The 13,490-nt window shown below is 39.7% G+C and carries 9 protein-coding genes; 1 reads left to right on the top strand and 8 read right to left on the bottom strand.

Translation table 11 applies throughout. The annotated features are described in order from the left end of the window. Window positions 1-122: 122 nt before the first annotated feature. The 6 genes from HCX49_RS13720 to HCX49_RS13695 form a co-directional block, all read right to left on the bottom strand. The gene (locus HCX49_RS13720) at window positions 123-563 is read right to left on the bottom strand and encodes an L-rhamnose mutarotase (RefSeq protein ID WP_237682801.1); all 441 of its coding nucleotides are present in this window, start codon (window positions 561-563) and stop codon (window positions 123-125) included. Continuing rightward, a complete protein-coding gene (locus HCX49_RS13715) occupies window positions 547-2,187 on the bottom strand; it encodes a sodium:solute symporter (protein WP_168127399.1) in 1,641 nt (546 codons plus the stop codon). Before HCX49_RS13715 ends, HCX49_RS13720 begins: the two co-directional genes overlap by 17 nt. Before the next feature lie 11 nt (window positions 2,188-2,198). Then, window positions 2,199-3,419 carry an enolase C-terminal domain-like protein gene (locus HCX49_RS13710; protein ID WP_168127398.1) on the bottom strand — a complete coding sequence of 407 codons (1,221 nt, stop codon included), beginning with the start codon at window positions 3,417-3,419 and terminating at the stop codon, window positions 2,199-2,201. Window positions 3,420-4,000: 581 nt separating this feature from the next. After that, complete coding sequence (locus HCX49_RS13705; protein ID WP_168127397.1) at window positions 4,001-5,017, bottom strand: zinc-binding alcohol dehydrogenase family protein; 1,017 nt, start codon at window positions 5,015-5,017, stop codon at window positions 4,001-4,003. 46 nt (window positions 5,018-5,063) lie between these two features. After that, a complete protein-coding gene (locus tag HCX49_RS13700) occupies window positions 5,064-5,822 on the bottom strand; it encodes an SDR family NAD(P)-dependent oxidoreductase (protein WP_168127396.1) in 759 nt (252 codons plus the stop codon). 49 nt (window positions 5,823-5,871) lie between these two features. Then, window positions 5,872-7,359, bottom strand: a complete 1,488-nt coding sequence (locus HCX49_RS13695; RefSeq protein WP_168127395.1) for an alpha-L-fucosidase — start codon at window positions 7,357-7,359, stop codon at window positions 5,872-5,874. A gap of 189 nt (window positions 7,360-7,548) precedes the next feature. On the opposite strand from HCX49_RS13695, the gene HCX49_RS13690 reads away from it, so the two are divergent. Then, a complete protein-coding gene (locus tag HCX49_RS13690) occupies window positions 7,549-8,448 on the top strand; it encodes an AraC family transcriptional regulator (RefSeq protein WP_168127394.1) in 900 nt (299 codons plus the stop codon). Between the two features lie 70 nt (window positions 8,449-8,518). On the opposite strand, the gene HCX49_RS13685 is transcribed toward HCX49_RS13690, so the two are convergent. Both HCX49_RS13685 and HCX49_RS13680 read right to left on the bottom strand, forming a co-directional pair. Continuing rightward, on the bottom strand, window positions 8,519-10,048 hold the full coding sequence (locus tag HCX49_RS13685; protein ID WP_168127393.1) for a RagB/SusD family nutrient uptake outer membrane protein: 1,530 nt from the start codon (window positions 10,046-10,048) through the stop codon (window positions 8,519-8,521). A gap of 52 nt (window positions 10,049-10,100) precedes the next feature. Then, window positions 10,101-13,223 (bottom strand): SusC/RagA family TonB-linked outer membrane protein, encoded by a 3,123-nt coding sequence (locus HCX49_RS13680; protein WP_206368463.1) that lies wholly within the window; start codon window positions 13,221-13,223, stop codon window positions 10,101-10,103. Window positions 13,224-13,490: the final 267 nt, after the last annotated feature.

Below are 13,490 nucleotides of genomic sequence, written 5' to 3'. Positions count from 1 at the left end.
ATTGGTAAAAATGAGCACATGACACTCTGTTTAATGATATATTATATGATTTCGTTTACATAAACGAAATTAAAATCAAATAAATTTTTCGATAGCGAAAATTCTAAGATACAATATGCATTTTAATCCGTGTGGAAAACCTCTTCCATATCTGACCAAGTTGCACCCTTTGCTGCAGCATCCGGTAACGGAATCTGACAGGGATCCGTCTCTTTCCACCAGCGCTGTGTCTCCGGATCATCTCCCATTTTCTTCATATCCAATTCAAAATTATCACCTACATATTCAAAATAACTAAAGAGATAGTTTTTCCCGTCTATTTTTTTTAAGTAAATGGAGTAATTCTGAATATTACATTCTTTTATCATTTTTAACACACTAGGCCATGCCGCTGCATGAAGCTTTTTATACTCCTCTATTTTCTCCTCTTTAAGCCCAGTGACAGATGCATACCGTTTCACCTTTTGAAGTGAACCGTTATCTTTACATCCGACGAAGATTAATGAAACCATCACTAACCCGATTACAAATCGAAGTAATACCTTTTTATTTAAATATTCCATATAATACCACAACAATTAATAACAATAGTCCCGATAATACCCTATAATTTCCAATACCTTTCCAAGCTTTTCCCTTAAGAGGTTCCAGTGGATTTTTCCAGTATAATTCCTTACTTTCGGCTGTATGTTGCACAGGAAAACGATAAGAAAATATGATTTGTATCAACACACAGATTATAAACAGGTAAAAGGCCATCACCATAAAGGGGATCTGGCCTATCCATGTTCCTGGTAAAAGCTTATTCGCGATAAAGACAATCACACCCAATGCAGAACCGATCCATAGTGTCCATTTCGAAGATGCCGCAGAAGCCTTCTTCCAAAAGATTCCTAAAAGAAATACACATGTTATCGGCGGTGCGATATGTGCAATTACATCGTTGATTCCATTAAATATACTTTCGTATTTATCTAACAAAGGAAGAAGAGCTAAAGAAAAAGCCATAGCTACTACTGCCGAGATTTTACCTGCAGTTATAAGCTGCTTATCTGTTGCATGTGGTCTCTTCTGCTTATAGATATCATAGCTGACCATAGTGGAAATAGAATTGAGTGCACCTGATATCTGACTCATTAAACCCGATAGCAAAGCTGCGACCAATACCCCGATCAAACCAGATGGCAACAATTGTGTAATCATCAACGTATAGATACCTTTTGAATTTACATTTCCGGCAACGTCAACACCTAAGCTTGTCAGATCCAACTGCCCCGTTTTAAATAAAGTGTAGGCAAATAATCCAGGAAGAACAAAAATAAAAACCGGCAAGATTTTAATAAACCCACAAAAAAGTGCACCTACGCGGCCATGATTTTCATCCTTAGCACCGAGTACCCGCTGCACAATCGTCTGATCCGCACACCAGTACCAGATACCTAAAATGGGGTAACCTAAGATCACGGCATACCATGGCATACCACTACTGTCCCCATGGGGATGCAACATCGATAATCGTTCAAGCTGACCTTCATCAACCAAAACATCCTTCATCGAAATCCATCCGCCCATCTTATCGTAAGCAGCAAAACTGATAATAAAAGCACCAGCCAAAAGAACAATAGTCTGGATAGATTCCGTTATAACCACGGCCCGTAAACCTCCGAGTATCGTATAGATGCCCGTGATAATACAGATAACGGTAATACTCAAATACATATCAAAACCAAAAAGTGTTTTAAGTACAATCCCCCCTGCCAACATCGAAAATGCGATATGAATCACAATTGCCGATACAATGGATATCATCGTCAGCCATTCACGACTTGCTTTATCATACCTACGTTCCAAGAAATCAGGTAAAGTTGAAACACCTGACTTCAGATAAAACGGTACAAAAAACAAAGCAAGCAGGATAAGGGTAAAAGCTGCCATCCATTCAAAATTACCATTCAACAACCCGGTATCAAATCCGCTCTGTGCCAAACTAACTAAATGGACCGTTGATATATTTGTTGCAAAAAGAGCAAGTCCTATTGCCGGCCATTTCAACGATTTGCCCGCTAAAAAATAGTCACTGGCAGAACCTTTATTTTCGAGTTTCTGACTCACCCCTGCCCATATCCCTACCGCTAAGATGAGTAGTATATAAATGATGGCAATACTTAAGTCTAACGATCCTAACATCAAATTATTAATTAAAGTAAATCACAACTACTTCCTACTTCCATAGGAGTTTTATACACGCCTCCTTCAATCTGTACAGGATGTACAAAATGGGATTTTAAATGCGGAATATGTTCTAAGAATAATGCTTCATGCCCCATGGAAATATGATTAAAAAGCACCAGATGCTGATGTAATTGTCCCATATCGCCCACATGTGGCACTACCGGAATATTATATTTTCGACATAATAAACTTACACTGATAAATTCACTAACACCACCTACCCTGACAGCATCGACCTGCACAAATCCAGCGGCATTTAGCTGTAGATAATTCTTAAATACAATACGATTGGGGACATGTTCACCCATTGCAACCTTAATTGGCGCTATTGCATCTGTTAATGTTTTATGTGCTAAAATATCATCTGGATGTGTAGGCTCTTCAATCCAATAGGGATTCATCGCTTTCAGTTCATCACAGATCGACAGTGCCTGCGGAAGTGTCCATTGCTGATTTGCGTCCAACATAACTGTAGCGGCATCGCCGGCTACCTCCCTTACAATATGAGCACGTTTAATATCACGGAGCGGGTCAGTACTTCCAACCTTCAGCTTCATCGCACTAAAACCATTATCTAAAGCCCTACGGCAATTCTCCCGCACTTGCTCATCCGAGTAGTTAAACCAGCCCACTGAAGTATCGTATCCCGTATAGCCACTATCAATGATACCCATACGGCTATCCTTCGTGACCAAATTCGTTTCTAGCAAAGCAATCGCTTGCTGAGCGGTCAATTCATCTTCTAAATACGATAAATCAAGTGTATTCACAATCTCCTTAGCTGTCAGATCGGTCAACAATTTCCATAGCGGCACACCTCTAGTTTTCGCCCATAGATCGTAACAAGCATTGGTTACTGAAGCCAGTGCCAAATGCACAATTCCTTTATGGGGGCCCAACCATCTAAACTGCTGTTCATTGCTTAGCGCATTGAATATGCGACCAAAGTCGGCCATTGTTTCTTCTATCCCTTTGCCCACTAAGCGTTCAGCATAAAAGGCCGCAGCCTGACATACTAATTCATTACCTGCCCCAATAGTAAAGGCTAATCCAGTACCCACACGGCCTTTGTCATCCATTAATCGGGTTACGGCATAAGAATAAATTGGGTCTTTATGCACAGCATCACTTCCAGCTCCTGTATTCAAAGGAAAGCGTTTATCTTCGATATCAAATCTCGTTATCATCTATTTATTTAAACTGTTATTTTTTAATTATCACTATTTCCGAAGTTTTATTCATGTTCACCATAAACCCTATTTTCCTAAGACACATATTGATTTAAAACCAACCTCCCATCGTCCATGACGATCATCAGTACATATTACCGGTAAGTGCTTCGATTCTTAGTGATATCATTGGTTCTCTACTGATCATAAAATTAACCTAAATAAATAGTTTTGATTGACGGATTATTAATCAGTATTGATACTATATTAACATAAAATACTAGCAAAATCTTATATCTCTGGTCAATTTGTTCAAGCTATTTACCATACGTCTTAATGGACTAAAAATGTAAATAAATAATAATGTGTTTTTGAATATAAGAGCATATCAGCAACTAAAACAAAAATGTGGCACAGAATTGCTCCTGCACCACACACTAACCATCTTAAAAAATAACTTTAAGGATATTATATTTTTAAATAATTTTGAAACAAAAAGTATATATAAAACATTTTTTTGAGTTATTAATAAGGCTAGTTCATTCTGTCATTTATTATAACGACCTAGTTTTCTTCGTCAGCATTTATAATTTTCTAAATTAAAAATCGATAACAGCCTTAATCAGATTTTGGTCTGGTTGATACAACGTTTCAAAGTCATCAATAAGATGATCGAAAGGAATCCGGTGGGTAATGTATCCATCCGTATCAATAAGTCCCGCTTGTATCAACTGGATTACTTTCTTAAAGTCTTGAGCCCGGGCAGAACGGCTTGCTTTTAATGTAATTTCTTTCCGATGAAAATTAGGATCATCAAAAGTAACAGATCCAACAAATAATCCTACAAAAACAATAGTTCCTCCTTGCGCAACGAGGTTAAACGAATTTTCCATAGATACTTTACTACCCGTTGCATCAAACAGCATGGTAGGCAATTCTCCGTTAAAGGCATCCCTGATATCCATTTCTATGGTATCTGACAATAAGATGGTTTCTACTTCAGGAAATTTATGCTTAATAAAATCCAGCCTACCTTGTAACAAATCCACAACCGCAACTTTCACACCCGCCAAGCGCGCAATAGCAGCAACACCCAATCCGATAGGGCCGGCACCGATCACCAAAACTGTGTCATCGTGCAAGATCTGAGCGCGGTCTACAGCATGCGCACCAATCGCCAGAGGTTCGACCAAGGAAATCTGATCGTCATCAAGCCCCTCTGTAAGATGTACATTAGTGGCTTTATACGTGATGTATTCCTGCATTGCACCATCTTCATGAACGCCCAATACGGTTAAGGTGCTCCCACAATTTGTTTTACCCTTGCGCACTGCCTGATCTTCTACCAGATTACGATAAGGCTCAACTGTGCACTTATCTCCAATTTTAAGCCTTTTCACTTCACTTCCTACTGCAACAATTTCGGCAGATACTTCATGCCCCAAAATACGTGGATAAGTAAAAAAAGGTTGCTTACCTTTGTATGCATGGAGGTCGGTACCGCAAATCGACACTTTCTTTATCTTCAACAATACATCATCAGGTTTAAGATCTGATGGCTTTTCTTTGGTAATATATTCGAACCGGCCTGGTTCATGCAATATAATTGCTTTCATGTTTTTCATTAAAAAAATACTTGTTTATGTTCAATTTGACCTTAGGTCAAAAATTAACAGTCGCCCCACCATCAATAGGCAATAAAACCCCGGTGATATAACGTGCTGCTGGAGAGGAGAGAAAAACTGCGGCATTTCCCACGTCTTCAGGTTTTCCAAAACCTTCCATAGCAATCCGATTAATGATCTTCTCTTTTCGCTGCGGATCGTCACCAATTGCTTTAAAAAACATCGGACTCTCTATCCATCCCGGAACTAACGTATTGACCCTTACATTATATTTCGAAAACTCTGTGACCAGATTTTGCATCAGGCCAGTCAAAGCAGTTTTAGAAGTACCGTAAGCCGAGACACGATCCATACCAAACATTCCGGTCATAGACCCAATAAATAAAATAACTCCATCTTTTCTTTCAACCATTTTAGCGGCACACGACCTGCTTAGGCTGAATACACTGAGCACATTGGTCTGTATAATTTTTTCAAATTCAGCATCACTAGTTTCCAGTGCATATTTTTTTAAATGAACACCTGCATTGTTGACTAAAATATCAATTGGCCCTACTGCAGATTCTATACGATCTATCAATCCTGGAATAGCTTCTGTATTGGCTAGATCAAAGACAAAATAATGAACATCCCCTCCTAATTCGAGTTGCGCCTGCTGTAGCGTTTCTTCTCGACGGCCTACAATGACCACTCTCGCACCCGCCTCCAACATTGCTTTTGCTATTCCAAATCCAATACCTGTTCCGCCACCTGTTATCAAGGCTGTCTTGCCTTTTAATGAAAATGCTGTTAACATAGTTGTATTATTTTAATTAATTTAAATTCTTCTAAAACTTATATCATAATCAGTTTCCAACGCCAATTTCACTGACAATGGCTTCTCCCACAGATTCTACAATCTCAAATTTCACGTAACGCGTTTTTACTGAAGCAAAATCCGATATCTTTAAATTGGTGTTTTTCTGCCACTTCCCTTCCGTTATCTTTTTAAAGTTTTGACCATCCAAACTTGTGGAGATCATATATTTAGTTATTATCCCATTATAACCTAACCAGCGTGCCGGTAGATAATACAGCTTCCTTATATCTTTGGCTGTTCCCAGATCAAGGACAAGGGCTCGTGATTTATGAGGTGCAAATTCCCAATAAGTCTGAAAAGGTGAAAACCCGCCGTTATCAGGAATCTCATCACTGCATCCATCGATCATCACGTTCGCTGTGGTCTGGGTCAGCAGCGCTGCGATCGGCGAGCCATCATTAGCTGGAGGTGCTGGCTGGGTAACTGCTTTACCAGCAGTAGCGGTAATACCCACAGGTAAAATGTAACTATTCACGGTTTCGGGCTGTGCCGGTAGCGGTAAACGGGAGGTATCTGGTTTCCATCTTTTTCCAATTTCGACCAAGCGATCGACTACCTCTTTATCAAAAAGACCCTTACGGTTAGGCGCTATATTGAGCATGAAATTGCAATATAGCGGTTCAAGACGCTGTAGCTTATCCAACGTATAGTCCAGACTTTTGACATTCTTAGGTGAATCTGCATGCCAAAACCAGCCGTTGGTCATCGTCAAAGCCATCTGCGAAGCAAACACATTATTTCCAGGAGGAAATACCCCTTTTGGTCCTTCATAATAAATCAAATCCGTTTGAAAATTACTGTTGCCATTATGTTCAGATATAAGGCAATTGGGTTGTAATTTTTTAACATGATCATAGATGCGTTGATACGAAATAAGGGTATGGCCCATTTTCCAATTCCATCCATCGAAGATAATTTGCGGGATCTCTCCATAATTTGTTAAGAGCTCCGTGAGTTGATTCAGTATTAACTGCTCTTCTTTCAGCCCTCCGTTTTCAACACCATTGTGACGGTCCCAAATGGAAAAATATAAACAAGGCTTTATACCCCGACTACGAAATGCATCCACATATTCTTTTACAACATCTTTTTTGTAGGGACTACTTGCGACATCATAATCCGTATACTTAGAGTCCCATAGACAAAATCCGTCATGATGTTTTGTGGTTAAAATAGCATACTTCATACCTGCAGATTTACATGCATCAGCCCATTGATTGCAGTCAAGCTCGGTCGGATTAAATTTCTTAGGATCGTGATTGGGGGAAGCCCATTCTTCATCGGTAAATGTTCCCATATTAAAATGCATCATAACCCCAAATCTCAGATCGACAAAATCTGACTGTAAAGTATACAAACTCTTATTTTCTTGTCCCTGAACATTACCCGACAGCATCGAGATTGTACTTAACAAAAGTCCTAACTTTCCAATCTTCAACTTGGAGTAAAGTCTTTTTTTTCCTATTGATGCCATATTAAAAATAATTATACACTTAAGATTTTATTCTGGTTTATATGATCACTAAGTTAAAGGCTTAAAAAATTAAAAACCAATTGGCAATTCACCAATTTATACGCTATATTAGCATAATTAAAAAACCAAACTTTAATATAGCAGCAATAGAGCATTGCTTCGGGATCATATTAAAGGTAGCTAGATATTATGAAACCAGTTCCAGCTAAAATATTAGAAGGTAAAGAAAATGATGTGTTTGACACCAAAATCGTCAATTCTCCTTATTTCTCAACGCTATTTCATTTTCATGAAGAATGTCAGATAAATTATGTCGTCAAAAGTGAGGGCACCAGAATGATCGGTGACAGCATTGAAAGTTTTAGCCAAGATGATCTCATTTTGGTAGGCTCTAACATTCCCCATGTCTGGCACAATAGGAAAGAATACTTTATCGCTTCTGAGAATGAAAATCAAGCTAAGTCAGTGACCCTATTTTTTCATCCGGATAAGATTCTTAAGATTATTTCCCAATTCGGAAACGTCAAAACACTTGCTGACTTTTTTCAGCTGAGTAAACGATGCATGCGTTTTAGAGGTAAAACCAAATTGCAGATAAAAACCCTATTGATCCAATTAGCAGATGAAGTTGAGGTGCTCGCCCGTTTGAATCTATTAACTAAAATATTGCAAATACTAAGTGAGACTAAAGAATACGACTTACTGACCGGAGCAGGTTATACTAATACCTATCAGCTAAAAGACAATGATCGCATGGACATTATTTTAAAACATATTTTTAATAATTTTGCGAAAGAGATCCATCTAGAAGACGTATCGGAGATGATCTATATGAACAAACAATCTTTCTGCCGTTACTTCAAAAGTAGAACGCAAAAAACCTTTGTAGAATTTGTCAATGAAGTACGTGTCGGACATGCTTGCAAACTACTGACACAGGAAGATTACCGGGTAAATAATCTGGCATATGACTGTGGCTTTAACAGTCTTTCAAATTTCAACAAGTTTTTCAAAAAATTCAAAGGATTAACACCTCGGGAATATCGTGGTAAATATATGTCCTCATCTGTCAGGGGCCATAACTTGTAACATTAATAAGCCCTCTGATACAAGTATCAGAGGGCTTTTCATGGTCATATTGAACATGAGGGTTTAGGGATTACGGCGTGTAATCATCATTTTGTTTCAGTTGTTTATTTTTATCCAATTCATCCTGCGCAAAAGGTAAAACATTATTCTTCTCACCGAATTTCAATTGTACCCCGCCCGGATTTTTAATTTTAGAAAGTACATTTTCCATTTGATTACGACGTTTAAGATCGTAATAACGGTGCCCTTCCAAGGCCAATTCGATCCGTCTCTCATGCAAGATAAAATCACGTAACTTGTCTTTCGTATTGTACACGGCCTCATTTACTTTCGGCATACCTACACTTTTTCTTTCCCGAATTTCATTCAACGCTTTGTAGATGCTTTGATCAGGACCGCTCACTTCATTTTGGGCCTCGGCATACATCAGTAAAACATCTGCGTAACGGGTGTGGATGATATTTTGATCTGTCAGTGGTGTCTTCGTTCTGTTGAACGGCAACATCGACAGGTCTACATATTTTTTCTGAACATAAGTCGTCAATAGCGGATCTGACTCTTCAAATACTGATCCATCCGGATTAATATATTCTTCAGTCGGCACTTTGATCGTAAATTTTAAACGCGGATCCCGATTGCTGTAGGGATCTGATGCCACATAACCTGAACCCATTTCATTGATCATTTTACCATTGGACATTTCATAAGCATCGACCAGATTTTGGTAAGGTGCTATACTGCCATACCAGCCGACTTCGACCAATAAACCCTCACCACCCTGTGGATTGTTGGGTGCGGAATATTTCGTCGAAAATATAATTTCTGGATTGTCCTTTTGCGTAGGTGTGAAAAAGAGATTCTGGTACCCACCTTGATAGATCTGAAATTTACCTCCAGTAATGATATCATTCGCTGTACTTGCTGCCAAAGGCCAATTTTGCTGATAAAGATACACGCGGGTTTTTAAGGCCTGCGCACTCCCTTTTACGGCATGGCCATCTGTATATGCTAAATTGGGCAGATTGGTGATGGCATAATCAAGTTCACTGTGAATAAACTTCAGCACATCTTCTTTCGAACTCTGGACGATTTTACTTTCATCCACAGTCTTTGGCTCAGTCTCATACAGGATCACTCCGCCAAATGCCTGTACCAAGTCGAAGTAAAACATCGCCCTGATAAATCTAACCTCAGCCTTATACACTGCTTTTTGAGCATCGCTGCTTGGCGCCTTATCAATATTATCTAAGAAAAAATTACACCCCGCAATCCCTTCGTAAGGTGTATTGTAAAAAGTACCGGTGACGTTAGTCGAGTTGACGATACCCTGGGTCAAATCTCCAAAGCCATAAAAACTATGGCGATCCAGTGCATTATCCGAATAGGTATCCAACCATAATTTACCCTGGCCATAAAAACCAGACTGCAATCTTCTATATACGCCCGCTACAGCCAACTTCACATCTGTATCGGAAGTCCAAAAGGCTCCTCCGTCAATAGCTGTAGTCGGATCTTTATCCAGAAAGTCTTTGTTACAAGAGCTAAGCATACCGATCACGAAAACTGCGATCAAAGATATGCTGGTATATTTTGCTTTCATTGTTGCTATTTTTATATCAATATTCGTTTTTTTATTATCTCAAGAGGCTAGATTAGTATTTAATCTTGATTCCCGCTGTATACATCTTAAGCTGCGGAAATTGCGCAAATCTTCCAGAACCCGATCTTTCCGGATCATTACCTTCGTATTTTGTCCAGGTGATCAAATTGTCGCCCGATACATACACCGTAATTCCTTTAGCGGCTATACGTTTGGTAATGGACTCAGGAAAAGTATAAGATAGGTATAGATTTTTCAACCGTAAGTAAGATGCATCTTGCAAGAAGTAGGTTGACGGGTATCCCGATACGCCGGCATAACCTGACAGGTACACTGCCGGAACGGTGTTACTCGGATTGGTCGGTGTCCATGCATCCAAAAATCTCGTCGGTGGTGCTGATCCCTGCATAAAAGGATCGTAACCCCATTGGCTAACCTGCACCTTTTGTCCTTGTACGCCCTGAAAGAATGCACTTAGATTAAATCCTTTCCAACCTGCATAGACATTGAAAGAATAACTGTAATCCGGGAATCGACTGATCCGTATACGATCTTCTGGACCGATACTTCCATTACCGTCCACATCTCGCATCTTCAGGTCACCAGGTTTAACTGCACCAGAATTTGGCTGTTTCGGTGAATTGTCGATATCAGCCTGACTCTGAAAGATGCCGATCCAATCGTATAGGAAGAAATTATTATAAGGTTGACCAATTTCAATCGTTCCTAAAGTCTCGGCCAATCTATTAGTCACTTTATTGCGGTAACGGTTGAAGATCACATTAGCACCGTAATTGAATTCACCTATCTGATTCTGATGTCTCAGCTCAATTTCTATTCCTTTATTCACCATAGCCCCTGCATTGATGATCGGAGGCATTAAACCCATACTAGCCGGAACATCCGTTCTTGTTTCCAAGATATCCGTCGTATTTTTATTGTACCAGTCAATGGTTGCACCAAAGAGCCCTTTGTAAATATCAACATCTAAACCAATGTCGGTAATCGCTGTTTTCTCCCAGCGTAAATTATTCTCAACAAGACGCCTCTTCATAACACCAGCTTCTAGATCTGCGAATGTATAGGTTGTACTGGAAAGGATATTCTGGTAAGGATAATAATCGAGATTCCCATCTCTTGTTATTTCCTGATTTCCCAAGGCGCCATAAGATGCACGCAGTTTCAGATTATCCAGCCAAGTTGCATTATTTTTAATAAAATCTTCTTCTGAGATGCGCCAGGCGGCAGACCCTCCACCAAATGTTCCCCATCTATATTTTGGTCCTACCCGCGAGGTTCCATCATGACGAATATTACCTTCCAAGAAGTACTTTCCTTTGTAGTCATAGTTTGCCCTTCCAAAAAAAGACTTGAGCGCCCATTCAAAAGAACTACCATTCAAGGTTTGATCTTTAGGAGAACTTCCGTCCAGTTCCATAAGAACATTGTTAGGAAAACTATAGCGTCCGCCTCCTATTGTAGTACTTCTATTATCCTGCTGTTCATATCCTCCAAGCACACTGATATTATGATCTTCAGCTATCGTCTTTACATAGTTTAGCGTAGAGTAAAATGTTTTGGTAATATTACGGTCAGACGATTGTCTAAGCCCATTAAAAGTTGGATTACCATTTCCCGACTGCTCATATTCGCCTTTATCGTTGGGATGAAAGGCGTAGGCAGGGCTACCAAACTGGCGCTGTTTATATTCCTGATTATAAAACGTAAACGCTGCCTTTGAAGACCATTTCAATCCTTCCATAAGGTCGACATCCACAAACGCCTGCGCATTGACATTGTAATTTTTGGTCAGCTGTGCACCTGTATTGTACACTTCCTCTGGCGTACGGTTAGTTCCGCCTGTACTCATATAATCGCGACCAGCCGATCGACCGCTACCATCTGGTAAATAGGGTGAAAACGTCGGTGCAGCCGCATAGGCCAATAATAACAAGTCATCGTTGGTCAACCAGGGCGCTTTAAAATCCTGATAAGAAAAGTTGACATTAGTACCTACTTTTATCCTTTTGTGAACCTGGTTGGTATAATCTGTTAGACCATTATATCTTTTATAAAGATATCCTTTGGTAATACTATTCTGATCCAGATAATTGAGAGAGATATTGTGCGTACTCTTCTCACTTCCACCGTTAACACTGAGATTGTGGTTCTGAATAGGACCTTTTCCGAGCACATGATCTAACCAGTCAAAGTTTGGATATTCGGCGCTATTGGGATTATTTTTATAACTATCGATCTGCGCCTGCGTGTATACCGCTGGCTGTCCGCTTCTGGCTCTTGCCGAATTGTACATCTCCATATAGGTCACCGAATTGGTGATCAGATCTGGGTATTTGGTCGCTTCACTGGTCCCCCAGTTTCCTGTATATTCAATATTACTGGTTCCGAGCTTACCTTTTTTTGTGGTAACTAAAATAACGCCATTAGCTGCTCTTGCTCCATATATAGAAGCGGAAGATGCATCTTTAAGAACAGTAACATTTTCAATATCCTGTGGTGATAAGTTGGACATCGATCCAACAACTCCATCAATGAGTACGAGCGGGTTGGGCGACGCTCCGCTCGACCCAAGCCCCCTTATCCGCATGCTCCCATTGTCCCTGCCAGGCTCCCCGGTAGGTTGTACCACATCAAGTCCAGCGATGCGTCCCTGCAATAGGTTTTGGACATTAGGAACCGGACGCTCAGTAATGGTCTTGCCCGATACACTCGCCACAGACCCGGAAAGGTTGACTTTTTTCTGGGTACCGTATCCTACAACCACAACTTCGTCGATCTGCTCACTACCTTCCTTCAAAGTGATACTGTATGTTTTTGCATCCCCGATCACCACATCCTGAGGCTCATAACCAACAGAGGTAATATGCAAAACATCTTTTGCGGTAGCATTGATACTAAAGCGCCCTTGTTCATCAGTTTTAACCGTTTGATTAGTTCTCTTAACCTGAACAGTGACACCAGGAAGAACTGTACCCCGCGCATCTTTAACCGTTCCAGTGATGGAGACCTGCTGTTGATAAGTTGTTGCATATGCAGCATGAACAGGAAGATACAGCGTGCTTAAAAAGAACGGTACTACCAAAGGTATGGTAGTCTTTTTTAGAAATACCTGCATGCGATATGCACCAGGAATTATAGGTTTGAATAAATACATAGATAAATTGGTTTATAATGTAACTGGTTTGTTACCCTAAAATTATTAAACTAATCTATCCCAAATACACGTTATATTACCCGATTTGCATGCATTATTAACATCTTTTTTAGTAAGGATTATAAAATTCTTACCATAACAAAAGCCTCTCAAAAATTATCTGAGAGGCTTTTATTGTAGATCTAAAGATTTTCTCTATCCGTATGAAGATCTAATCTATTTCATAAAACACAATCAACAGCACGTGGCTTACATTCAGTAGAAATA

The organism is Sphingobacterium sp. B16(2022) (assembly GCF_012030425.1).
GTDB classification, from domain to species: Bacteria; Bacteroidota; Bacteroidia; order Sphingobacteriales; family Sphingobacteriaceae; genus Sphingobacterium; species Sphingobacterium anhuiense.
The sequence above is the reverse complement of the archived record's forward strand: the minus strand, read 5'-3'. Positions and strand labels throughout refer to the sequence as shown.

Coding starts and splice junctions, on each gene's coding strand:
- HCX49_RS13720 (WP_237682801.1), bottom strand. CDS start 563: ATGGAATATTTAAATAAAAAGGTATTACTTCGATTTGTAATCGGGTTA.
- HCX49_RS13715 (WP_168127399.1), bottom strand. CDS start 2,187: ATGTTAGGATCGTTAGACTTAAGTATTGCCATCATTTATATACTACTC.
- HCX49_RS13710 (WP_168127398.1), bottom strand. CDS start 3,419: ATGATAACGAGATTTGATATCGAAGATAAACGCTTTCCTTTGAATACA.
- HCX49_RS13705 (WP_168127397.1), bottom strand. CDS start 5,017: ATGAAAGCAATTATATTGCATGAACCAGGCCGGTTCGAATATATTACC.
- HCX49_RS13700 (WP_168127396.1), bottom strand. CDS start 5,822: ATGTTAACAGCATTTTCATTAAAAGGCAAGACAGCCTTGATAACAGGT.
- HCX49_RS13695 (WP_168127395.1), bottom strand. CDS start 7,359: ATGGCATCAATAGGAAAAAAAAGACTTTACTCCAAGTTGAAGATTGGA.
- HCX49_RS13690 (WP_168127394.1), top strand. CDS start 7,549: ATGAAACCAGTTCCAGCTAAAATATTAGAAGGTAAAGAAAATGATGTG.
- HCX49_RS13685 (WP_168127393.1), bottom strand. CDS start 10,048: ATGAAAGCAAAATATACCAGCATATCTTTGATCGCAGTTTTCGTGATC.
- HCX49_RS13680 (WP_206368463.1), bottom strand. CDS start 13,223: ATGTATTTATTCAAACCTATAATTCCTGGTGCATATCGCATGCAGGTA.